This window comes from Streptomyces bullii (assembly GCF_042657145.1).
Lineage (GTDB): Bacteria > Actinomycetota > Actinomycetes > Streptomycetales > Streptomycetaceae > Streptomyces > Streptomyces bullii.
Window position 1 is genome coordinate 89,904 of record NZ_JBHSNY010000008.1, and the last position, 21,324, is coordinate 111,227.

General features: G+C 71.1%; 19 protein-coding genes and 3 pseudogenes. 10 read left to right on the forward strand and 12 right to left on the reverse strand.

Features of this window, described 5'->3' with window-relative positions:
• Window positions 1–73 precede the first annotated feature (73 nt).
• Window positions 74–478: an ectoine synthase gene (locus tag ACFPZJ_RS23305; protein WP_381024901.1), complete on the forward strand. Its 405-nt coding sequence runs from the start codon at window positions 74–76 to the stop codon at window positions 476–478.
• A gap of 6 nt (window positions 479–484) precedes the next feature.
• Entirely contained in the window at window positions 485–1,378 is an 894-nt protein-coding gene (gene thpD, locus ACFPZJ_RS23310; protein WP_381024903.1) for an ectoine hydroxylase, read from the forward strand.
• Window positions 1,379–1,443: 65 nt separating this feature from the next.
• Here the strand turns inward: thpD and ACFPZJ_RS23315 are convergent, their stop codons facing one another.
• The 5 genes from ACFPZJ_RS23315 to ACFPZJ_RS23335 all read right to left on the reverse strand — a co-directional run bounded on the left by ACFPZJ_RS23315 (window position 1,444) and on the right by ACFPZJ_RS23335 (window position 6,183).
• Window positions 1,444–2,496: an aminotransferase class V-fold PLP-dependent enzyme gene (locus tag ACFPZJ_RS23315; RefSeq protein WP_381024905.1), complete on the reverse strand. Its 1,053-nt coding sequence runs from the start codon at window positions 2,494–2,496 to the stop codon at window positions 1,444–1,446.
• A gap of 96 nt (window positions 2,497–2,592) precedes the next feature.
• Window positions 2,593–3,315 carry a DsbA family oxidoreductase gene (locus ACFPZJ_RS23320; RefSeq protein ID WP_381024907.1) on the reverse strand — a complete coding sequence of 241 codons (723 nt, stop codon included), beginning with the start codon at window positions 3,313–3,315 and terminating at the stop codon, window positions 2,593–2,595.
• A gap of 75 nt (window positions 3,316–3,390) precedes the next feature.
• The gene (locus ACFPZJ_RS23325) at window positions 3,391–3,933 is read right to left on the reverse strand and encodes a GNAT family N-acetyltransferase (RefSeq protein WP_381024909.1); all 543 of its coding nucleotides are present in this window, start codon (window positions 3,931–3,933) and stop codon (window positions 3,391–3,393) included.
• Between the two features lie 65 nt (window positions 3,934–3,998).
• Window positions 3,999–4,607 carry a DUF1349 domain-containing protein gene (locus tag ACFPZJ_RS23330; RefSeq protein ID WP_381024912.1) on the reverse strand — a complete coding sequence of 203 codons (609 nt, stop codon included), beginning with the start codon at window positions 4,605–4,607 and terminating at the stop codon, window positions 3,999–4,001.
• A gap of 46 nt (window positions 4,608–4,653) precedes the next feature.
• Window positions 4,654–6,183, reverse strand: a complete 1,530-nt coding sequence (locus tag ACFPZJ_RS23335; RefSeq protein ID WP_381024914.1) for an aldehyde dehydrogenase (NADP(+)) — start codon at window positions 6,181–6,183, stop codon at window positions 4,654–4,656.
• 143 nt (window positions 6,184–6,326) lie between these two features.
• On the opposite strand from ACFPZJ_RS23335, the gene ACFPZJ_RS23340 reads away from it, so the two are divergent.
• The 4 genes and pseudogenes from ACFPZJ_RS23340 (at window position 6,327) to ACFPZJ_RS23355 (ending at window position 9,753) form a co-directional block, all read left to right on the forward strand.
• Window positions 6,327–7,100: an IclR family transcriptional regulator gene (locus tag ACFPZJ_RS23340; RefSeq protein ID WP_381024916.1), complete on the forward strand. Its 774-nt coding sequence runs from the start codon at window positions 6,327–6,329 to the stop codon at window positions 7,098–7,100.
• A gap of 4 nt (window positions 7,101–7,104) precedes the next feature.
• The gene (locus ACFPZJ_RS23345; protein ID WP_381024918.1) at window positions 7,105–7,575 is read left to right on the forward strand and encodes a GNAT family N-acetyltransferase; all 471 of its coding nucleotides are present in this window, start codon (window positions 7,105–7,107) and stop codon (window positions 7,573–7,575) included.
• Window positions 7,576–7,915: 340 nt separating this feature from the next.
• Window positions 7,916–8,230, forward strand: a pseudogene (locus ACFPZJ_RS23350) (response regulator transcription factor); the annotation flags it as partial.
• Window positions 8,231–8,295: 65 nt separating this feature from the next.
• Window positions 8,296–9,753, forward strand: a complete 1,458-nt coding sequence (locus tag ACFPZJ_RS23355; RefSeq protein ID WP_381024921.1) for a peptidoglycan D,D-transpeptidase FtsI family protein — start codon at window positions 8,296–8,298, stop codon at window positions 9,751–9,753.
• 89 nt (window positions 9,754–9,842) lie between these two features.
• Here ACFPZJ_RS23355 and ACFPZJ_RS23360 read toward each other — a convergent pair whose 3' ends face one another.
• The gene (locus ACFPZJ_RS23360; RefSeq protein ID WP_381024923.1) at window positions 9,843–11,294 is read right to left on the reverse strand and encodes an NCS2 family permease; all 1,452 of its coding nucleotides are present in this window, start codon (window positions 11,292–11,294) and stop codon (window positions 9,843–9,845) included.
• A gap of 263 nt (window positions 11,295–11,557) precedes the next feature.
• On the opposite strand from ACFPZJ_RS23360, the gene ACFPZJ_RS23365 reads away from it, so the two are divergent.
• The 4 genes from ACFPZJ_RS23365 to ACFPZJ_RS23380 all read left to right on the forward strand — a co-directional run bounded on the left by ACFPZJ_RS23365 (window position 11,558) and on the right by ACFPZJ_RS23380 (window position 16,553).
• Window positions 11,558–12,124 carry a SigE family RNA polymerase sigma factor gene (locus tag ACFPZJ_RS23365; protein ID WP_381024926.1) on the forward strand — a complete coding sequence of 189 codons (567 nt, stop codon included), beginning with the start codon at window positions 11,558–11,560 and terminating at the stop codon, window positions 12,122–12,124.
• Window positions 12,121–12,981 (forward strand): hypothetical protein, encoded by an 861-nt coding sequence (locus ACFPZJ_RS23370; protein WP_381024928.1) that lies wholly within the window; start codon window positions 12,121–12,123, stop codon window positions 12,979–12,981. The genes ACFPZJ_RS23365 and ACFPZJ_RS23370 overlap by 4 nt, the downstream gene beginning before the upstream one ends.
• Before the next feature lie 85 nt (window positions 12,982–13,066).
• Window positions 13,067–13,897, forward strand: coding sequence for a pectate lyase (locus ACFPZJ_RS23375; protein WP_381024931.1), 831 nt, complete (start codon window positions 13,067–13,069; stop codon window positions 13,895–13,897).
• Window positions 13,898–14,336: 439 nt separating this feature from the next.
• Window positions 14,337–16,553: a glycoside hydrolase family 43 protein gene (locus ACFPZJ_RS23380; protein ID WP_381024934.1), complete on the forward strand. Its 2,217-nt coding sequence runs from the start codon at window positions 14,337–14,339 to the stop codon at window positions 16,551–16,553.
• Window positions 16,554–16,556: 3 nt separating this feature from the next.
• Here the strand turns inward: ACFPZJ_RS23380 and ACFPZJ_RS23385 are convergent.
• The 6 genes and pseudogenes from ACFPZJ_RS23385 to ACFPZJ_RS23410 all read right to left on the reverse strand — a co-directional run.
• Window positions 16,557–16,694 (reverse strand): annotated as a pseudogene (locus ACFPZJ_RS23385) (hydrolase); the annotation flags it as partial.
• A 19-nt stretch (window positions 16,695–16,713) separates the two neighbouring features.
• Window positions 16,714–16,860 (reverse strand): annotated as a pseudogene (locus ACFPZJ_RS23390) (pectate lyase family protein); the annotation flags it as partial.
• Window positions 16,861–16,896: 36 nt separating this feature from the next.
• On the reverse strand, window positions 16,897–17,922 hold the full coding sequence (locus tag ACFPZJ_RS23395) for a pectinesterase family protein (RefSeq protein ID WP_381025751.1): 1,026 nt from the start codon (window positions 17,920–17,922) through the stop codon (window positions 16,897–16,899).
• Window positions 17,922–19,049, reverse strand: a complete 1,128-nt coding sequence (locus ACFPZJ_RS23400) for a pectinesterase family protein (protein WP_381024937.1) — start codon at window positions 19,047–19,049, stop codon at window positions 17,922–17,924. Before ACFPZJ_RS23400 ends, ACFPZJ_RS23395 begins: the two co-directional genes overlap by 1 nt.
• 111 nt (window positions 19,050–19,160) lie before the next feature.
• Window positions 19,161–20,471: a pectate lyase family protein gene (locus tag ACFPZJ_RS23405; protein WP_381024940.1), complete on the reverse strand. Its 1,311-nt coding sequence runs from the start codon at window positions 20,469–20,471 to the stop codon at window positions 19,161–19,163.
• A 27-nt stretch (window positions 20,472–20,498) separates the two neighbouring features.
• Window positions 20,499–21,296, reverse strand: a complete 798-nt coding sequence (locus tag ACFPZJ_RS23410; protein ID WP_381024942.1) for a rhamnogalacturonan acetylesterase — start codon at window positions 21,294–21,296, stop codon at window positions 20,499–20,501.
• Between the last annotated feature and the right edge of the window lie 28 nt (window positions 21,297–21,324).

The following is a 21,324-nucleotide window of genomic DNA, read 5'->3' on the forward strand; positions in this document are numbered from 1 at the left end:
CCCGTGAACCGCGTGAAGCACGTGAAGCGCGTGAACCGCCTGACCGACGCTATCTAGGAGGCATCGCAGCACCGTGATTGTCCGTTCCTTCAAGGACATCGAAGGCACCGACCGGCATGTGAAGGCCGCGTCCGGGACGTGGGAGAGCAAACGCATCGTGCTCGCCCGCGAGCGGGTCGGCTTCTCCCTGCACGAGACGACCCTGTACGCCGGTACGGAGACGTCGATGTGGTACGCCAACCACGTCGAGGCCGTGGTCTGCGTCCAGGGCGAGGCCGAACTGACCGACCACGAGACCGGGCAGAGCTACACCATCACGCCCGGCACCATGTACCTCCTGGACGGGCACGAGCGGCACACGCTGAAGGTCAAGGAGGACTTCCGCTGCCTCTGTGTGTTCAACCCGCCCGTGACCGGACGGGAGGACCACGACGAGAACGGCGTCTACCCGCTGCTCACCGAACCCGAGGAGGTGTGATTCATCGTGACCACGACCACCGTCACCGATCTCTACCCCAGCCGAGGCACCAGCGAGGTGCTGATCCCGCGCCAGGACCCGGTGGTCTGGGGCGCGCCCGACGCGCCCGGGCCCTTCGAGCCCGTCGACCTGCAGGCCTTCGAGCGTGACGGCTTCCTCGCCATCGAGGAGCTCATCACCGAGGACGAGGTCGCCGTCTACCGCCAGGAGCTGGAGCGGCTGGTCACCGACCCGGAGATCCGCGCCGACGAACGCTCCATCGTGGAGCCGAAGTCGAAGGAGATCCGGTCCGTCTTCGAGGTGCACCGCATCAGCGAGGTGTTCGCGAATCTGGTGCGCGACGAGCGGGTCGTCGGCCGGGCGCGGCAGATCCTCGGCTCGGACGTGTACGTCCACCAGTCGCGGATCAACGTCAAGCCGGGCTTCGGGGCCAGTGGCTTCTACTGGCACTCGGACTTCGAGACCTGGCACGCCGAGGACGGGCTGCCCCGCATGCGCACGGTGTCGGTCTCGATCGCGCTGACCGAGAACTACGACACCAACGGCGGACTCATGATCATGCCGGGGTCGCACAAGACGTTCCTCGGGTGTGCGGGGGCCACGCCGAAGGACAACTACAAGAAGTCGCTGCAGATGCAGGACGCGGGCACGCCCTCCGACGAGGCGCTGACCAAGCTGGCCTCCGAGCACGGCATCAAGCTGTTCACCGGCAAGGCGGGTTCGGCGACCTGGTTCGACTGCAACGCCATGCACGGCTCCGGGGACAACATCACGCCGTTCCCGCGCAGCAACGTGTTCATCGTGTTCAACAGCGTGGAGAACACGGCCGTGGAGCCGTTCGCTGCGCCGGTGCGGCGGCCTGAGTTCATCGGGGCGCGGGACTTCACGCCGGTGCGGTGACCGGGTGACCTGACCGCCGGGCAGGGGCCTCCTTGTGTGCCACGGGAGGCCCCTGCCCCGTTGCGTCAGCCGGAGAGCACGTCCAGCAGACGGTCGACGTCGGCGGCCGTGTTGTACAGGTGGAAGGACGCCCGCAGGTTGCCCGCGCGGTTCGACACCTCGATGCCGGCCTCGCTCAACGCGGGCTGCCGGTGGCCGAGTCCGGGCACGGAGACGATCGCCGAGCCGGGTGCCGCGACGGGCTCGTGCCCGAGCTCGGCGAGACCCGCGCGGAAGCGGTCGGCGAGGGCGAGGTCGTGGGCGCGGATGGCGTCCACGCCGAGTTCCTCGATCAGGGCGAGGGACCGGCGCAGCCCGGCGTAGGTGAACAGGGCCGGGGGCAGGTCGAACCGCCGGGCGGAGTGGGCGGGTTCGGTGACGGGGCCGTAGCAGCTGTCCCAGGGGTTCTCGCCCGCGACCCACCCGGCCAGGATCGGCGTCAGCCCGCCGAAGTCCTCCGGGACGACCAGGAAGCCGGCCCCGTGCGGTCCGAGCAGCCACTTGTAGCAGACGGAGACGGTGTAGTCGTACGCGTCGGCCTGCATCGGCAGCCAGGTGGCGGCCTGCGAGAAGTCGACGTACGTGCGCGCCCCGTGCGCGCGGGCCGCCTCGCGCAGCGCGGGCAGGTCGGCGATCCGGCCGTCGGCGGACTGGGCGGCGCTGACGGCGACGAGCGCGGTGCCCGGCCGGACGGACTCGGCGAGCCGCTCCAGGGGCACGGCGCGCACCTTGAGGTCGCCGCGGACGTGGAACGGGTTGACGACGGAGGTGAAGTCGTCCTCGGCGGTGAGGACCTCGGCGCCGGCGGGCAGCGAGGCCGCGACCAGTCCGGTGTGGGCGGCGACCGAGGCGCCGGCCGCCACCCGGGTGACCGGGACACCGGCCAGCCGGGCGAAGGATGCGCGGGCTGCCTCGACGTCCGCGAACAGCGTGTCCAGCGGACGGCCCTCGAACCTCAGGCGGGCGGCCTCGGTGAGGGCGGTGACGGTGCGGGCGGGGAGCAGTCCGCTGCTCGCGGTGTTGAGGAAGGTGCTCTTCGGGGCGAACTCGGCACGGACGAGGTTCTCGAAGGTCTCCATGGGACCACTCTGCGGCCCCGGGACCTCCCCGTCCATTGCCGACTTCTACGCGGTACCGCCAAGGAACGCTTATAGGTGCTCCCCGGCCTGCGGGTTTCAGCCCCGCGGCACGGCGCAGCCGTCCGGTCCGCACGCGTCCGCCTCGTCCTGCCGCTGCTCGATCAGCCGCAGGGGCGGGCGCTCGCCCCATGCCTGCGTCAGCGCCTGGGTGAAGACCTCGGCGGGCTGGGCTCCGGAGACGCCGTACTTGCGGTCCAGGACGAAGAACGGAACCCCGGTCGCGCCGAGCTGCGCGGCCTCGCGCTCGTCGGCGCGGACGTCGTCGGCGTAAGCGGTCGGGTCGGCGAGCACGCGGCGGGCCGCGTCGGTGTCGAGCCCGGCCTCGGCGGCCAGTTCCACGAGCCGCTCGGCGCCTTCGGAGTAGACGGACCGCTCCTCGGCGAAGTTCGCGCGGTAGAGGATCTGGAGCAGCTCGTCCTGCCTGCCGTGCTCCTTGGCGAAGTGCAGCAGGCGGTGCATGGCGAAGGTGCTGCCGTGGTCCCGGCCGCGGGTGCGGTAGTCCAGGCCCTCGGCGGCGGCCAGCCGGCCCAGGTTGTCCTCGCCGGCCTCGGCCTGGGCCGGGCTCATCCCGTACTTCCTGGTGAGCATGGTGACGACCGGCTCGACGTCGCCCTCGGCGCGGCCCGGGTCCAGTTCGAAGGACCGGTGCACCACCTCGACGGCGTCGTGGTGCGGGAAGGCCGCCAGTGCCTTCTCGAAGCGGGCCTTGCCCACATAGCACCAGGGGCAGGCGATGTCGCTCCAGATCTCGACGCGCATGCTTCGGCTCTCTCCAGGTCGTACGGGGTACGGAGACTCCCTCCGCCGGATGCATGAACGTTCAAGCAGCCGGGTTCATTCCCCGCCGTGCTCCGGGGGCGTCCCCGGTTCTGCTGCCCCGGCCACCGTCAGCCGCAGGCGCAGATGGTGGCCGCCGTCGGCCGGCGGGTGATCCGGGTCCGGTGTCCAGCCCTGGCGCGCGTAGAAGGCCTGGGCGCGCCGGTTGCCGGTGTGGACCTCCAGGACGGCCGTGCGTCTGCCGTCGGCCCGCCACTCCTCCAGGCAGGCGGTGTGCAGGGCGGTGCCCACGCCGGTGCGCCAGTGGCCGGGATCGACGTGGAACTGGAACAGCTTGACCGTGTCCGCGCAGGCCCCCTCCGGTGTGCGGAAGGAGGCGATGCCCACCAGCCGGCCGTCGCGCACGGCGCACAGCACCCGCCCGTCGGACCGCTCGATGGCCTGCCGCCACCTGGCCGGCCAGTCGGCGCCGTCGTCGGGAAGGCCGTCGGGGTAGTACGTCGACCGGGCACGGGTGTGCAGCTCGGCGACGGCCGGGGCCTCGACGGGCAGGGCGGTTCTGATCACCGGGGTCTGGACGGTCCTGTGCGGTGCGATCATGCAGGGGAGGACGTGTCCCCCCGCCGCGCCGGTTCCCGCGCGGCCCGCCGCCGGCGCCGTGCCGCTCAGCTGCCGTCCCGCAGGTCGCTCGGCCAGCTCGCCCGGAACTCGATGTGGTCGTACGTCACCACACACCCCTCCCCCATCGGGGACTGCGTCATGAAGCCGACCAGGGCCGCGCCCGTCTCCTTCTCGTCTCCCAGGGTGAAGAGGCGGACGAAGGTCCAGCGTCGTCCGTCGCGGGAGGCGTGGAAGGCGAAGGCGCGGCCGGTGCGGCTCACCCGGAGCCAGACGGAACTGCCGTCCACCGTGAAGGAGTTGGCGTCGTCGGAGTGGCCCCGGGTGACCACCGTGCAGACGGTGGGCACGGCCGGGGAGTACTCCAGGCACAGCTTGGCCCAGGCCCGCTCGCCGACATGGACGTACAGCACCCCGGCGTCGAAGGCCGCGGCGAACCCGACCGTGACGCGGGCGATCAGCTGGAAGTCGCCCTCGGGCGCCCCGAGCAGCCGTGGCGCGTCGGAGGCGGGGTCCAGTGCCTCGTCGGTGGGCGGCACGAAGCGGTCCTGCCGGGCCCCGGCCCACCCGGTGAGCACACCGTCCTCGTAGGACCAGTGCCCGTCGGGGCCGTAGGTACGCAGGGGAAAAGGGAGTTCGGGGAGGCTGACGTCCATGCCCCGAGTCTCCCAGTTTCCCTTTCTTTGTGCGGGTGTTCGACGATCAGCGTTCCAGTCGGCCGTTGAAGCGGCGGGGCAGCCCCAGTGGGTTGTCGTCCTTGAGCTCCGGCGGCAGCAGCGCCTCCGGCGCGTTCTGGTACACCACCGGCCGCAGCCACCGCTCGATCGCCGTGCCGCCCACCGACGTGGACGTCGACGTCGTCGCCGGGTACGGCCCGCCGTGGTGCTGGGCCGGAGCGACCGCGACACCCGTCGGCCAGCCGTTCACCAGCACACGCCCGGCCAGCGGCGTCAGGTCCCGCAGCAGCTCCGCGCCCCGGCCCTCACCCGCCGCCTCCTGCTCCGACAGGTGCACGGTGGCGGTGAGGTTGCCCGGCAGCCGCGACAGCACGGCCTCGACCTCGGTCTCGTCCTCGTAGCGGGCGACGACGGTCACCGGCCCGAAGCACTCCTCCAGGAGGAGGTCGTGCTCGCCCTCCCGCGCCAGCTTGCTCGCCGGCACGGTGAGGAACCCGGCGCTGACCGTGTGCTCGCCGCCCGCGCCGGGCGTCACCGGCGACTCGACGTCGGGCAGTTGGGCGCGTTCGGCGACACCGGCCACGAAGTTGTCGCGCATGCGGTGGTCGAGGAGGACCCCGGCGTCCGTGTCGCTGACCGCGTCCGTCAGGGACTTCAGCAGACGGTCGCCCGCCGCGCCGGACGGCGCGAGCACCAGGCCCGGCTTCACGCAGAACTGGCCGACGCCCAGCGTCATCGACCCGGCGAGCCCGGAGCCGATCGCCTCGGCGCGCTCGGCGGCCGCGGCCTCGGTGACGACGACGGGGTTCAGGGACCCCAGCTCGCCGTGGAACGGGATGGGCACGGGGCGGGCCGCCGCCGCGTCGAACAGCGCACGGCCGCCCTTGACGGACCCGGTGAAGCCGGCCGCGGCGACCAGCGGGTGCTTGATGAGCTCGATGCCCGCCTCGAAGCCGTGCACCAGGCCGACGACGGCCTCTGGGACGCCGTGCCGGGCGGCGGCGCGGCGCAGCACCTTGGCGACCAGCTCGGACAGGGCCGGGTGGTCGGGGTGCGCCTTGACGACGACCGGGCAGCCGGCCGCGAGGGCGCTGGCGGTGTCACCGCCGGCGACGGAGAAGGCGAACGGGAAGTTCGACGCCGAGTAGACGGCGACGACGCCCAGCGGCACCTTGTAGCGGCGCAGGTCCGGGACCGGCGGGGTCGCCGTGTCGTCGGGGTGGTTGATCACGACGTCGAGGAAGGCGCCCTCGTCGACGATGTCGGCGAAGGCCCGCAGCTGGTAGCAGGTGCGGGCGAGCTCGCCGGTCAGCCGGACCGGGCCGAGCGCCGTCTCGGCGTCGGCGGTCTCGACGAGCCCGTCCTTGGCCGCCTCCAGCTCCTCGGCGCAGGACCGCAGGAAGGCCGAGCGGACGGTGCGGTCGGCCAGCGCACCGCGAGCCTCGTGCGCGGCGCGGACGGCGGCGTCCACCTCCTGGGCTGTGGCCTCCACCGCAACCTGTTCACGCTGCTTCCCGGTTCGGGGGTCGACACTCCAGACTGGTGCTGCTGCCACCGCGGGTCCCTCCACATTGATTGCCGCATGCAATGCCGCAGTATGTACGTCATCCACCAGGGGTGTTCGATATACTGAACACTGTCTCTGATGCTGAATATGCTGGCGAGACTATTTCCCGTCGAACGAAGGGGTCAAGGGCGATGTCGGCAGGCGAGACAGGCGGCGGGGCGCAGGTCAAGTCAGCGGTACGGACCGTTGAACTGCTCGAATACTTCGCCGGACGCCCGGGCATGCACTCCCTGGCGGCGGTCCAGGAAGCCGTCGGCTATCCCAAGTCCAGCCTCTACATGCTGCTGCGCACACTCGTCGACCTCGGCTGGGTGGAGACGGACGCGACGGGCACGCGGTACGGCATCGGCGTACGCGCCCTGCTGGTCGGCACCTCCTACATCGACGGCGACGAGGTGGTCGCGGCGGCCCGCCCGACGCTGGACCGCCTCTCCGACGACACCACCGAGACCATCCACCTCGCCCGCCTCGACGGCACCAACGTGGTCTACCTGGCCACCCGCCAGTCGCAGCACTACCTGCGCCCCTTCACCCGGGTCGGCCGCCGGCTGCCCGCGCACTCGACGTCGCTGGGCAAGGCGATCCTCGCCACGTACAGCGACGAGCAGGTCCGCAAGATGCTGCCCGAGACGCTGCCCGGACTGACCGAGAACACGATCACCGACCGGGAGAAGCTCATCGAGGAACTGCACCAGGTGCGCGACCAGGGCTTCGCGGTCGACCGTGAGGAGAACACGCTGGGGCTGCGCTGCTTCGGCGTGGCCATCCCGTACCGCACGCCCGCGAGAGACGCGATCAGCTGCTCGGTGCCGGTGGCCCGGCTCACCCCCGCGCACGAGCAGATGGTGAAGGACGCGCTGTTCGACGCGCGGGACCGGCTGACGCTCGCCACCCGGAGGCTCTGAATCCATGCACATCGCGCTCCGCGAGGTCCACGACAGCGACCTGCCGGTCTTCTACCGGCAGATGAACGACCCCGAGTCCCTCCGCATGGCGGCCTTCACCCCGAAGGACCCGGCCGACCGGGATGCCTTCGACGCCCACTGGGCCCGGATCCGCTCCTCGTCCGACGTGGTCCGCACGGTGCTCGCCGACGGTGACGTGGTCGGCAGCGCGGCGGTGTACGGCTCGCCGGGCGAACGCGAGGTGACGTACTGGGTGGATCGGGCCTACTGGGGCAAGGGCATCGCGACGGCGGCGCTGCGCGAACTGCTGGCCGAGGTGCCGGAGCGCCCCCTGTACGCCCGGGCGGCGGCGGACAACGCGGGGTCGCTGCGGGTCCTCCACAAGTGCGGGTTCCGCGTGACCGCGCGGGCCACCGGCTACGCGGCCGCGCGGGGCGAGGAGATCGACGAGGTCGTGCTGACGCTGCCGGGATGAGCGGTCTCTCCGCCGTGCGGCGGAGGCGGATCGTCGCCGCCCAGGAGGTGCCGCGCGTGGGCCGCGCGGGAGCCTTGGCGCCTGACGCAGTCACTCGCTCCCACCGCCGGCCTCGGCCCCACCCGCCGGTTCCTGCGGGCCGTCGCCGTCGTCTCCTGCGTGCCGTACATCGCCCTCAAGATCGCCTGGATCGCCGGGAGTCAGGTGGGCATCCCGCAGGGCAGCTCGGCGCGGGGCGGGCACCCGCAGACCCCACGGCCGGGTCAGGACCAGGCCAGCACGATCACCGCGCCGTCCACCAGCACCGTCACGCCGTTGACCACCGCCGCGCTCACCTGTGCTCCAGCTGGTCGCCCGCAGCGACACGCTGCTGTTCCCGGCCGCCGTGCGGACCCTGGCCGCCGAGCACGCGCGCGCGTACCCAGCGCCGCCCGACTGGGTGGGGAAGCTCACGGGCCGCGAGAGGGAGGTGCTGCGGCACATGGCCGCCGGGCTGACCAACGCGGAGATCGCACGCCGTATGGCGGTCGGTCCCGCCACCGTCAAGACGCACGTGGCGGCGGTCCTGGCCAAGACGGGAACCCGGGACCGGACACAGGCCGTCATCGCGGCGTACGAGGCGGGGTTCCTCGGGACGGCCCGGCCCCTTTCATGAACACACGATGAGAAAACCGTCGGAAGGGAACGTTCCGATCCATCCCGATCGTCCTGCAGAGCGGGATGAACAAGACGATCAGGCGCGCTGCGGTCTTCACACTGCTGCTGGTGCTCGCCCTGCTGGTGCGGGCGACCTGGGTGCAGTTCTACGAGGGCCAGGCACTCGCGGACGACAAGGACAACCGGCGGAACGCGATCGAGACGTACTCCGAGCCGCTGGGGAACATCATCGTGGCCGGGAAGTCGATCACCGGCTCGGCACCGACGAAGGGGGGCGACCTCAGGTACAAGCGCACGTACACGGACGGCCCGCTGTACGCGGCGGTGACGGGCTACGCCTCGCAGGCCTACGCGCCGACGCAACTGGAGGGCATCTACCAGGACCTGCTCAACGGCACGGACAGCCGGCTGAAGACCGTGATGGACACGATCACCAACCGGCGGGCCGACCCGGGCAACGTGGTCACCACGATCGACCCGGACGTGCAGAAGGCGGCGTACCAGGCGCTCGGTGACAAGAAGGGCGCGGCCGTCGCGATCGACCCGAGGACCGGGAAGATCCTCGCGGTGGTGTCGACGCCGTCGTACGACCCGTCGTCGCTGACCGACGCGAACACCGCCGGGACGGCCTGGGAGAAGCTGACCAAGGACCCGGACAAGCCGCTGACCAACCGCGCGCTGCGCCAGCCGCTGCCGCCGGGCTCGACGTTCAAGCTGGTGGTGGCGGCGGCCGCGCTGGAGGACGGCCTGTACTCGTCGGTGGACCAGCGCACCGACAGCCCCGACCCGTATCGGCTGCCGGGCACCACCCGCGACCTGACGAACGAGAACCCGAACGCCCCCTGCGAGAACGCCTCGATCCGGGTCGCGCTGCAGTACTCCTGCAACAACGTGTTCGGCAAGATGGCCGTCGACCTGGGCCAGGACAAGGTGAAGGCGATGGCCGAGAAGTTCGGCTTCAACAACGCCGAGCAGGACGTGCCGGTACGGGCCTACACGAGCGTCTACCCGTCGGACATGTACCCGTCGGAGACGGCGCTGACGGGCATCGGCCAGTTCGACGTCACCGCGACCCCGCTCCAGATGGCCCTGGTGTCGGCGACCATAGCCAACGGCGGCAAGCTCGTCTCGCCGCATATGGTCTCGCAGATCACCGACAGCGGCGGCGATGTGCTCAAGGACTACGACGACGAGGCGGGCACGAAGGAGATCATCAGCTCCTCGACGGCCGAGCAGCTCCGGTCGGCGATGCGGACGGTGGTCGACAAGGGCACCGGCACCAACGCGCAGGTCCCGGGCGCGACGGTGGGCGGCAAGACGGGCACGGCCCAGCACGGCGAGAACAACAGCAAGACGCCGTACGCCTGGTTCACCTCGTACGCCAAGTCCGACTCCTCGGGCAAGGAGGTCGCCGTCGCGGTGATGGTGGAGCAGTCCGACGCGGCCCGCTCCGAGGTCAGCGGCAACGGCCTGGCGGCCCCGGTCGCCAAGGCGATGATGGAAGCCGCGCTGGAGAACTGACCCGGTGCGTGAACCTCCGCCGCGCGAAAGCCATCTGAAGAGACGGGCCGCCCCCCTTCCCCCCGGGGGGCGGCCCGTCGCCCTCGCCGCTACTTCACGCCCAGGACCTGCTCGATCGGGTCGATCGCGAAGTACACCAGGAACAGCGCCGAGGTCCCCCACAGCAGCCAGTGGACCTCCTTGGCCCGGCCCAGGACCGTCTTGATGACGACGTAGGCGAGGAAACCGGCGCCGATGCCGTTGGTGATGGAGTACGTGAACGGCATCACGGCGATGGTCAGGAACGCCGGGACGGCGATGTCGTACCGGTCCCAGTCGATGTGCTTGACCTGGGTCATCATCAGGAAGCCAACGGCGACCAGGGCCGGGGCCGCCGCCTGGAGCGGCACGATGGTCAGCAGCGGGGTCAGGAACAGCGCCAGGCCGAACAGGCCGCCGGTGACCAGGTTGGCGAAGCCGGTGCGGGCGCCCTCGCCGACGCCGGCCGCCGACTCGATGTAGGAGGTCGCGGAGGAGGCGGAGGCCGCGCCGCCCGCCACGGCCGCGGCACCGTCGATCAGCAGCACCCGGCCGAGGCCGGGGACCTTGCCCTCCTCGTCCAGCAGGCCGGCCTCGGCGCTGATGCCGACGACCGTGCCCATGGTGTCGAAGAAGTCGGACAGGATCAGTGTGAACACCAGCAGGGCGACGGTGATGACGCTCGCCTGACCGAACGCGCCGAACAGACTGAAGTCGCCGAGCAGCCCGAAGTCCGGGGCGTCGACCAGCCGGTCGGGCCACTGAGGGGTCGTCAGACCCCAGTTCTTGATGTCGGCAGTGGAGTTGATCAAGATCGCCACCGCCGTCATGGTCACGATGCTGATCAGGATGGCGCCCTTGACCTTGCGGGCGAGCAGTCCGACGGTCAGCAGCACGCCGAGGCAGAAGACGAGAATCGGCCACCCGGTGAGCGTGCCGGAGCCGCCCAGCTGCACCGGCACGGTGGTGTTCGCGGCGTCCGGGATCCGGCTGACGAACCCGGCGTCGACGAAGCCGATGAAGGCGATGAACAGGCCGATCCCGACACTGATCGCCTGCTTCAGCGGCTGCGGGATGGCGTGCATGACGGCCTCGCGCAGACCGGTCACCACCAGCACGCAGATCAGCAGGCCCTCCAGGACGATCAGGCCCATGGCGTCGTCCCAGCTCATCAGCGGGGCGATCTGGAAGGCGACGACGGCGTTCAGGCCGAGTCCGGCGGCGAGGGCGAGGGGCAGATTGCCGCCGACGCCCATGAGGACCGTCATGACGGCGGCCACCAGGGCGGTGGCGGTGGTCAGTTGGACGGCGTCCAGCTGGTGGCCGAACTTGTCCTTGGCGCTGCCCAGGATGAGGGGATTCAGGACAAGGATGTAGGCCATGGTGAAGAACGTGGCGAAGCCGCCGCGTATCTCCCGGCCGAAGGTGGATCCGCGCGCGGAGATCTTGAAGAACCGGTCGACGCTGTTCGCCGCCGGGGGCGGGACGTCCGGCCGGTCGGCCACCTTCTGCGAATCGGACATGCAGGTGCTCCTCGGTGCCTGGTTGATCGGTGTGCGGATGCTGGCTGGATTGTTCCCGCGTTGAACTGGGTTCAGGTTTTCTCCGTGTTACGGAATCAGGGTCGACGGGCCACACATCGTTCGAAGGCTCGTACGAACGCGCACTTGATCACTGCTACGCTTCCGGATCTCGTCCGGATCATCCCCGGATGATCACATGTCATCTACATGACACTCACAGGCACCTGGTGGGTGCCCGAAGCCGCTGCGAGGAGAGGTCGCCCGTGGGCACAGTCGTCGACGACGCCGCCTCCGTGGAGTTCCACGCCTTCTTCGAGCGCCACTACGCCGAACTGTCCCGTCTCGCCTGTCTGCTGACGGGCGAGACGGACACCGCCGACGATCTCGCGGCGGACGCGTTACTGGCGCTGTGGCACCGCTGGGACCGGGTGCGCGCCGCCGACCATCCGGCGGCCTACGCACGCGGCGTGGTCGCCAACCTGGCCCGCACCCGCATCCGCAGCGCGGTGCGCGAGCGGCGGCGCATCGCCCTGTTCTGGTCGCAGCGCGAGGAGAGGACGGAGAACCCGGACGTCGCGGGGGTGGTGGACGTGCGGGAGGCGCTGCGTCGGCTGCCGTTCCGCAAACGGGCCTGTGTGGTGCTGCGGCACGCGTTCGACCTGTCGGAGAGGGACACCGCGCTCGCCCTCGGTGTCTCGGTGGGTACGGTGAAGAGCCAGACGTCGAAGGGGATGGCCGAACTGCAGCGGCTGCTCGGCGCGCAGGCGGTACCGCAACGGGTGCATGCGGCGATGGCACGCACCGGTGAGGCCTCAGGAAGGGACCGATGACCATGCGGCGGGACGTGCACGACGAGCTGCGCGCCCGGCTGCACGAGGCGGCCGGGACACACCGGCCCGACCGGGCGAGGATCCTGGCCCGGGTCGAGCGCGGCATGGTCTCTCCGGCCCGGTCCGACCACCGGGCGCAGCGTCCGCCCGTGTGGGGCTGGGCGCGGGTGGTCAGCGCCACGGCCGCGGTCGCGGGCGTGCTCGCGGTGGGCGGGTACGCGGTCGCCTCCGCGGTGAAGACCGAGCAGGCTCCCCCGCAGCGGAGGGTGGCGGTCTCGGCGACGCCCACGCCGTCGCCGGAGGCGACGAGCCGGGCTCCCGTGCCTCCGGTCGATCCGGAGCCGAGCACCGCCCCGCAGTCCCGCGCCCCGAGCGCGCCCGCCGGGCGGACCCCCGGCACGTCCGGCACGGCACGTCCGCCCGCCGCCGGCGTCGAAGACGGCCCGCTGTGGTCGGACGGCTCGGTCGACCCGCACAGCAACGACTTCTGGGCGCAGAGCAACATCACCCTGAGGACGACGGAGCGACTGACCGCCCTCACCGTGCGGTTGCGGATCGCGCAGACCGGCGGGGTCTCCTCCGCGGGCGCCTGGCGGTCGCTGCCCGAGGACGACTTCGCCTTCACGGTCGTCGAGCGGGACGGCTTCCTCGTCTACACCTGGACGCTCAAGGAGGGCCGTACGGTCCCCGAGGGCGAGTGGGTGTTCGCGGGTCAGTACGACCACCGGCACGGCGGCCGGGACGCCGAGGACGACCGCTACACGGCGACGGCCGCCGCCGGGGACCGGCAGCTGTCCGTGGGCGGCAGCTTCGCGGCCCGCGGCGACGGGGACGGGACCGACGAGGGCGACGCGTGAAAAATTTCCGGGGACACGGCAACCCTTTCCTCACCGGCGACGACCCCACGGCGCAAGAGTCATCACCCACTTGAGGAATTGGTACATGACTGCACCAGCAGAACAGCGTGTCCGCCACCGCCGCCGGGTCACCGGTCGGCGGGCGCTGATCGCCGCAGCGTCCGCGCTCGGCATCACGGGAGCGGCGATCGTCACCACGACGATGCTGTCCCCGGCGGGCGCCGCGTCCTCCTGGCCGACCGCCAAGGGCAGCCAGGCCGTGCCGTCCACCATCAAGGTGTCGGGCACGTACGACGGCAAGCTCAAGAAGTTCTTCGGCTCGGGGGAGTTGGGCGGCAGCGGCCAGGAGGAGGGCCAGGACCCGATCTTCGAACTCGCCGACGGCGCGGTGCTGAAGAACGTCGTCATCGGCACCCCGGCCGCGGACGGTGTGCACTGCAGGGGCACCTGCACGCTGGAGAACGTGTGGTGGCTGGACGTCGGCGAGGACGCGGCCACCTTCAAGGGCAAGTCGTCGTCGGCCGTCTACAAGGTGATCGGCGGCGGTGCGAAGAACGCCGACGACAAGGTGCTGCAGTTCAACGGCGCCGGCAGGCTGACCGTGACCGGCTTCCAGGTCGAGAACTTCGGCAAGCTGGTCCGCACCTGCGGCAACTGCAAGACGCAGTACAAGCGCACGGTCGAGCTGAGCGACATCGACGTCACCGCGCCCGGCAAGTCGATCGTCGGCGTGAACGCCAACTTCGGCGACACCGCCACGCTGTCGAAGATCCGTATCCACGGCGACGGCAAGAAGAAGATCAAGACCTGCACCCGCTTCGAGGGCAACACCACCGGCAAGGAGCCGAAGGAGCTCGGTTCGGGCCCGGACGGCAAGACCTGCAGGTTCTCGTCCTCCGACATCACCTACCAGTGATGCCGCGGGAGTTGTGACCCCGGGCCGTCGACCGACGTCCGACGGCCCGGTCCCGGCCCGCCCGAAACCCCCCTCGGGCGGCCGGACGCCCGGCGGTCCGGACCCCCATCCGGGCAGCCGGCACCACGACCCTGTGGAGCCCCCCTCCGCAGGGTCGGGACGGCACCGGCCGAGCCCCCCTCGGCCGGCGGCAAGGCGCCCCCGCCGGTTCCGGCCGGCGGGGGCGTTTCCCTGCGCGCGGCGGGTCAGTCCAGGGTCGAGCCGATGCCGCCGTGGCCGGAAAGGGCTGCCGCCACGGCACGGCCGGCTGAGCCGGGCGGGACGCCGAAAACTTTCGACCCTCCCGCCCCGTCCCCATCCGTTGACGCACTGCCCCCCACCGGTGACACTCCGAGGGCCTCCACCCAACAGAATCCCCCAGACTCCGACAGGAAGTGTCATGCGCCCCCGCACCGCCCGCACGCTCCTGCTGCCGCTCCTCGCCCTGCCCGCCCTGCTCCTCTCCCTGCTCACCGCCCCACCCAGCACCGCACAGTCCGGAGCGCCACCCGTGAAGCCGCACAAGTACGCCGGTTACCTCTTCGCCTACTTCACCGGCGAGGGCACCGCCGACGGCGAACAGATCCGCTACGCCCTCAGCCGGGGCAACGACCCGCTGCACTGGCGGGAGCTGAACGCCGGGAAGCCGGTGCTGAGCTCCACGATCGGCGAGAAGGGCCTGCGCGATCCGTTCGTGCTCCGCTCCCCCGAGGGCGACAAGTTCTACATGATCGCCACCGACCTGCGGATGTACCGCAACAGCAGCGGCAGCTGGGACCACGTCCAGCGGCACGGCAGCAAGTCGATCATGGTCTGGGAGTCCACCGACCTGGTCCACTGGACCGACCAGCGCCTGGTGAAGGTCGCCCCCGACAACGCGGGCAACACCTGGGCCCCGGAGGCCTACTGGGACGACGAGCTCGGCGCGTACGTCGTCTTCTGGGCTTCGAAGCTCTACGCCGCCGACGACCCGGACCACAAGGGCAGCACGTACAACAAGATGCTGTACGCGACCACGAAGGACTTCCGCACCTTCAGCGAGCCGACGGTGTGGAACGACCCCGGCTACTCGGTCATCGACTCGACGGTCGTCAAGCACAAGGACACCTACTACCGCTACACCAAGGACGAGCGGGACCCGACCTCCAGCTCGCCCTGCGCCAAGTTCATCACCGGTGAGAAGTCCACAAACCTCACGTCCACGACGTACGACTTCGTCTCCGACTGCATCGGCAGCGGCGCGATGGACCGCGGTGAGGGCCCGACGGTGTTCAAGTCCAACACCGAGGAGAAGTGGTACCTGTTCATCGACGAGTACGGCGGCCGCGGCTACCTCCCCTTCGAGACCACCGACCTCGACTCCGGCAAGTGGACCCCGTCGACGGACTACCAGCTCCCGGCGAGCCCCCGGCACGGCACGGTCCTCCCGGTGACGCAGGAGGAGTACGACCGGCTGCTGGCCGCCTACCCCGCCACCCCGGCCTCGGTCGTGGACGTGACGGCCAAGGACCAGAAGGGGTACGCGATCGTCACGGAGAGCGCCTCCAAGGTCGTGCTGCCGATGGAGCCCGACGCCGAACTGTCCCGTCTGGCCCCGAAGCTGTGGGCCGGTGAGGGCGCCACGGTCAGCCCCCGCTCCGGCACCCGCCGCGACTTCCGCACCCCGCAGACCTACACGGTGACCGCCGCCGACGGCACCCGGCGCACCTGGACGGTGGAGGCGGTGCGCACCCGCAGCCCGATCCTGCCCGGCCTCAACGCCGACCCGGACGTCCACTACCTCGACGGCAGGTACTGGATCTACCCGACCACGGACGGCTTCCGCGGCTGGGGCGGCACGCAGTTCAAGGCGTACTCGTCGAAGGACCTGGTCCACTGGAAGGACCACGGCGTGATCCTTGACCTCGGTCCGGACGTCTCCTGGGCGGACAAGTACGCCTGGGCGCCGGCGATCGCCGAGCGCGACGGCACGTACTACTTCTACTTCTGCGCCGAGCAGCAGATCGGTGTGGCGGTGGCCGACTCCCCGGCCGGCCCGTTCAAGGACGCGCTGGGCAAGCCGCTCGTCGCCAAGGGCGGGGCGTGGAGCGGCCAGATGATCGACCCGTCCGTCTTCACGGACGACGACGGCCAGGCGTACCTGTACTGGGGCAACGGCCGCGGGTACGTCGTGCCGCTGAACGACGACATGGTGTCGTTCGACGCGTCGGAGGTGAAGGACATCACCCCGGCCAACTTCCGCGAGGGCTCCTTCGTGATCAAGCGGAACGGCACGTACTACTTCATGTGGTCGGAGGACGACACCCGCAGCGAGAACTACCACGTGGCGTACGCGACGGGCCCGTCCCCGCTCGGCCCGTGGACCAAGCGGGGCACGATCCTGCAGAAGCGCCCGGAGTACGGCATCCTCGGCACCGGCCACCACTCTGTGGTCAACGCCCCCGGCACCGACGACTGGTACGTCGTCTACCACCGGTTCGCCCTGAACGGCCCGGGCCGGCCGGGCGGCGACGGCACGCACCGTGAGACCACCATCGACCGCCTGGAGTTCGCGGCCGACGGAACGATCAAGCCGGTCGTGCCGACCCTGGAGGGCATCAAGCCCGTACGGCGGTGAGCCTCACAGGACGGCGTCGAGCCACGCGAAGACCTCGTCCTGCATCCGGTCGGTGAAGACGTGGCCCAGCTCGGGCCACGTCTTCACGCGCAGCCGCTCCTCGGCGTGGCGCGAGCGCCGGACGGCACGCAGCTTGTCGTGGTTCCACGGCCACTCCGAGGACGTACAGGGGCGTCCTGCCCCGGTAGACGTTGGTGAGGACGTGCACCTGCCCGAAGCGCACGCGCGGGGCTCGCTGCACGATGCCGGTGGACAGGTTCCTCACGAAGGTCACCTTCAGGTTCGCCGTCCTCCTGATGTGCGTGGGCCTGCTGTGGCCCGCCCCCGCCTCCGCCGCCGGACCCTACGCACCGGGCCGCCAGCCGCGCAGGTAGGTCTCCCTGGTGTGCGACCCGGCCTCGGCCGCGGTGAGTTGTGGGCGGTTCTCCGGCACGGTGATCGCGGCGCCCGGGCCCGTGTTGCGGTACTCCCGGAACCGCATGGTCTGCCAGGGGTACGCCTCGCGCATGTCGGTGTAGGGCCCCGCCGCGTCGATGCCGGGCCCGATCCGGGTCTCCCGTACCACCAGCGACGGCCAGGCGGTCGTCTCGTACGACGGCACCCACGGGCGGGCCAGCTTGTACGCCGCGTCCTCGGCGGAGGACGTGACGCGGCAGCGGACGGCGAGGATGCCGTACGGGTTGGCCCGGGCGGTGGACGGGGCGAAGACCATGCCCTTGGGGGTGAAGTCGACGTCCCGGCGCAGCGTGTGGAAGTGGCAGTGTTCGAAGACGGCCGTCGCCCGGCCGAAGACGAAGTCGACGTCGCCCTCGACGTAGCAGTCGCGGAAGTACTGCCGGTCGAAGGCCGTCAGCGCGCTGGTGTCGACGAAGAGGGTGTCCTGGTGGGCGAGGAGGCGGACGGTGTCGAAGGACGAGCGGTCGCCCGTGACGTAGGCGGCGACGGCCTGGGCGCCCGTGATGTCGGGGTGGTCGGCGCGCAGCCAGTCGTTGGCGAGGGTCAGGTCGCGTACGGTCAGGCCGGGGGCCGCCGAGGAGAAGGTGGCGGAGCCGGCCGTGCCGTACGTGGTGCCGTCGGGCTTCCTGGTGCCGTTGGCGTTGTCGTACACGATCACGGCGGCACGCGGGTCGCGTCGGGCCCCGCGCAGGGTCAGCCCGGTCTTCTCCTCGGGGATCCGGACGACCTCGCGGTACGTGCCCGGGTGCACGACGATCGTCCAGCCCGGCCCGTCGACGGCGTCCACGGCCGCCTGCACCGAGTCGCCGGGGCGGACGTGCAGCACGCGGCGGCGGGCCGCGGCGAGGGCGGGCCGGGTGCCGGCGGCGACCAGACCGCCGGCCAGGCCGGTGAGGAGGGTGCGCCGGCGCATCAGCACGCCCGCCTCTCCGGCCGCCAGTCGCCGAGCCAGACCGCCCGGGTCGCGGACCGGGCCTCCTCGTCGGTGAGTTGGGGCCGGTCCTCGGGGACGGTGACGGCGGCGCCGGGACCGGTGTTGCGGTACTCGGCGAAGCGCTGCGCCTGCCAGGGATGGGCGTCCGACATGTTGGTGTAGGGCGTGACCGCGTCGATGCCGGGGCCCAGCCAGGTCTCGCGCACGGTGAGCATCGGGCGGGCGGTGCGGTCGGAGCTGGGCACCCAGGGGCGGGCCAGCTTGTAGCAGCCGTCGGGTGCCGCACTGCTTACGCGGCCCTTGACCACCAGGTAGCCGCGCGGGTTGGCGGCCGCCGTGGAGGGCGCGAAGACGAAACCGTACGGGGCGCCGCTCAGGTCGGTGCGGTTGAGGGTCCGGAAGTGGCAGTGCTCGAAGACCGCCGTGGCCCGGCCGAAGACGAAGTCGACGTCGCCCTCGACGTAGCAGTGCGCGAAGTACTGCCGGGCGAAGGCGGTCAGGGCGAGGGAGTCGGCGTACAGGGTGTCCTGGTGGCCGAGGAAGCGGCAGTGGTGGAAGGCCGAGCGGTCGCCCTGGACCTTGAGGGCGACGGCCTGGGTGCCGGTGATGTCGGGGTGGTCGGCGCGCAGCCAGTCGTTGGCGAAGGTGATCCAGTGGGCGGTGAAGCCGTCGGCCTGGACGGTGGTGGTGGCGGATCCGGTGGTGCCGTAGGTGCCGCCGCCGGGCTTGGGGGTGCCGGCCGCGTTGTCGTACACGATGACGACGTCCCGGGGGTTCTCGGAGGCGCCGATCCAGGTCATCTCCGTGCGGGCGGTGCCGACGGCGACCGTCTCCCGGTAGGTGCCGGGGGCGATCACGAGGGTGTGTCCGGTGCCGGTCGCGGCGGTCACGGCGGCGGCGACCGAGGCGAAGTCGCCGGCGCCGTCCGGATGGACGTACAGGGTCTTCGCGGTCAGGCGGGCGGCCGGTGAACCGAACCGGCCGAACGGGCGGGGGCGGGCTCCGGCCCACGCCGGGCCGGAGGCGACGCCGAGCGTGGCGCCCGCCGCGGCGCTCGCGAGGAGGAAACCCCGGCGGGAGAGGGGACGGTGGGGCTGCGAGAGCATGCGGCTGCTCCTTCGCGTACGGGTGGTGCGGGTGGGGTGGGGGCGTGTGTGCCAGACGGCTGGGGACGGCCGGGGCGGGGTGCGGGCCGCCCCGGCCGGTTCAGCGGTGCGTCAGCACAGGCGTCCGGCGCCCGAGCGGGCGTCGACGATGCCCGGGACCGCCTTGGGCGAGTGGACCTTCGTGCGCAGGGTCGGGGTCCAGCCCGCGCCCGACTGGAGCGTCTCTTCGGGGATCTCCGCGTTGTGCACGGCGATCAGGTCGGTCAGCTTGCCGTTGACGTAGTTGTCCGTGGCGGTGAGCGGCGCCTCCATCCACTTCTTGAGGATCTTGGCGGGGCTGATGCCCTGCGCCAGCGTGACGGCGTTGTGCTCGGCGACGAGCCGCGAGTCCTTGCCGATGCCGTACACGTAGCCGAACTTCTGGCCCTTGGTGATCACGAAGTGGTTGTTGTACGAGTCGACCTGCCCGAACCGCACCCGCGGGGCGCGCTCGACGATGCCCTCGAAGCGGTTGTGGTGCAGCGTGACCCGCAGCTTGCCGGCGTCGGTGGCAGCGGCGCTGTCGCTGTTGCCGATCAGCATGGTCTTGTCGTGGTCCTCGAAGGAGTTCCACGACACGGTCACGTGGTCGGCACCGCGCACGACGTCGACCAGCCCGTCGTGCTGCTGGTAGATCTTCCCGAAGTACGACGGCAGGGAGCTGTCGGGGTGACGGCCGTCGGTGAGCGTGTTGTGGTCGATCCACACATGGGTGGAGCCGTAGACGACGACGCCGTCGTACTCGGAGTTCCAGGCACCGGTCTTGTTGTCGTCGGTGGGGTCCCACTGGGGGAAGCAGTCGACCGGGGCCTCGATGGTGAGGTTGCGCAGGATGACGTTGTCCACGCCCCTGATCTGGAGGCTGCCGCCGAGGATGCCGGAGTTCTTGCCGACACCGACGATGGTGGTGTTGGCGGGCACGGTGGCCTTGATGGCCTTGTCCTGGTTGGCGGCGGACGCGGCCCGCAGGTCCTCCTGCTCGCCGCTGACCGGCTTGTCGTGCCCCCAGACGGCGGGGTCGTAGGCGGCGAGGTACTTCTGGAAGTCGTAGCCCTCGGCCTCGAACGCCTCGCAGCCCTGCGAGACGGCGTCGATCATCCCCTTGACCTTGATGATCTTGGGCGCCGAGCCGCCGTCCTTCAGGGCGGCCCTGAACTGATCCCAGGTGGTGACCGTGTAGACGTGCTGGGCGTCCGCGGCCGAACCACCCGTCGTGCCCGTGCCCTGCGAGGCCCACCCGTCCCTGGCGGCGAGCACCTCGCGGCCGAGGTCACGGCCGCCCGCCTGGGCGGCGGTCCCGGTCAGCGACAGCACGAGAGCGGTACAGCCGACCAGGGCGGCGGCTCTCCCCATGCCATGCCCATGCCATTCACGTGTGTTCATGATGCGGCTCTCTTTCGTCGGGGGGTGTTACGCGGTGGCCTCCGGCCAGGTGATCCAGGACGGGGGGATCTCCTCGTCCAGCCGCCGCACATCACGCGGCGCGAGCACCCGGCCGCGCAGCAGCTCCCGCGCCACGAGCCGTGCCACCGCGACAGCGCCGGGCGGGTTGAAGTGCGTGTTGTCCTGCTCGGTCGCGGTCCAGTTGAAGTACTTCTTCGTCTCATCGACCCCGAGCCGCTGCCACAGCGCGATCGACAGTGCCTGGACGTCGAGCAGCGCGACCCGCTCCTTCTCGGCGAGCGCCCGCATCGCCGCCGGATAGTCGCCGTGGGTCGGCAGGGCCTTGCCGGCCGCGTCGAACTTGCGCCGCTCCACGGACGTGACCAGCACGGGCCGCGCCCCGCGCGCCCGGGCCCCCTCGACGTACAGCCGCAGGTGGTCCTGGTAGGTCGTCCAGGGCTCGGTGTACCGGGTGGGGTCGCTCACCTTCTCGTCGTTGTGACCGAACTGGATGAGCAGGAAGTCCCCCGGCTGGATCTGCCGGAGGATGACATCGAGCCGGCCTTCGTCGACGAAGCTCTTGGAACTGCGCCCGTTGACCGCGTGGTTGGCGACCGGCCGGTCCTTGTGCAGAAAGAACGGCAGCGCCATTCCCCACCCGGTCTCGGGCGCCGCGTCGGCGTATTTCTGGGCGGCGGTGGAATCACCGGCGATGTAGAGGGTGCGGGCGCGGCGGGCGGTGGCCTGTGCGGTACCGGTCGTGGCGAAGGTGAGGGGGACGGCGGCAACCGCGGCCGCGGTGACTTGTCTACGGCTGAGCGACACGACATGCCTTTCTTTCAGCGGGCCTGGA

Coding starts and splice junctions, on each gene's coding strand:
- ACFPZJ_RS23395 (WP_381025751.1), bottom strand. CDS start 17,922: ATGCGCCGGCGCACCCTCCTCACCGGCCTGGCCGGCGGTCTGGTCGCC.
- ACFPZJ_RS23375 (WP_381024931.1), top strand. CDS start 13,067: ATGACTGCACCAGCAGAACAGCGTGTCCGCCACCGCCGCCGGGTCACC.
- ACFPZJ_RS23320 (WP_381024907.1), bottom strand. CDS start 3,315: ATGCGCGTCGAGATCTGGAGCGACATCGCCTGCCCCTGGTGCTATGTG.
- ACFPZJ_RS23400 (WP_381024937.1), bottom strand. CDS start 19,049: ATGCTCTCGCAGCCCCACCGTCCCCTCTCCCGCCGGGGTTTCCTCCTC.
- ACFPZJ_RS23360 (WP_381024923.1), bottom strand. CDS start 11,294: ATGTCCGATTCGCAGAAGGTGGCCGACCGGCCGGACGTCCCGCCCCCG.
- ACFPZJ_RS23345 (WP_381024918.1), top strand. CDS start 7,105: ATGCACATCGCGCTCCGCGAGGTCCACGACAGCGACCTGCCGGTCTTC.
- ACFPZJ_RS23325 (WP_381024909.1), bottom strand. CDS start 3,933: ATGATCGCACCGCACAGGACCGTCCAGACCCCGGTGATCAGAACCGCC.
- ACFPZJ_RS23370 (WP_381024928.1), top strand. CDS start 12,121: ATGACCATGCGGCGGGACGTGCACGACGAGCTGCGCGCCCGGCTGCAC.
- ACFPZJ_RS23355 (WP_381024921.1), top strand. CDS start 8,296: ATGAACAAGACGATCAGGCGCGCTGCGGTCTTCACACTGCTGCTGGTG.
- ACFPZJ_RS23315 (WP_381024905.1), bottom strand. CDS start 2,496: ATGGAGACCTTCGAGAACCTCGTCCGTGCCGAGTTCGCCCCGAAGAGC.
- ACFPZJ_RS23340 (WP_381024916.1), top strand. CDS start 6,327: ATGTCGGCAGGCGAGACAGGCGGCGGGGCGCAGGTCAAGTCAGCGGTA.
- ACFPZJ_RS23330 (WP_381024912.1), bottom strand. CDS start 4,607: ATGGACGTCAGCCTCCCCGAACTCCCTTTTCCCCTGCGTACCTACGGC.
- ACFPZJ_RS23380 (WP_381024934.1), top strand. CDS start 14,337: ATGCGCCCCCGCACCGCCCGCACGCTCCTGCTGCCGCTCCTCGCCCTG.
- ACFPZJ_RS23405 (WP_381024940.1), bottom strand. CDS start 20,471: ATGAACACACGTGAATGGCATGGGCATGGCATGGGGAGAGCCGCCGCC.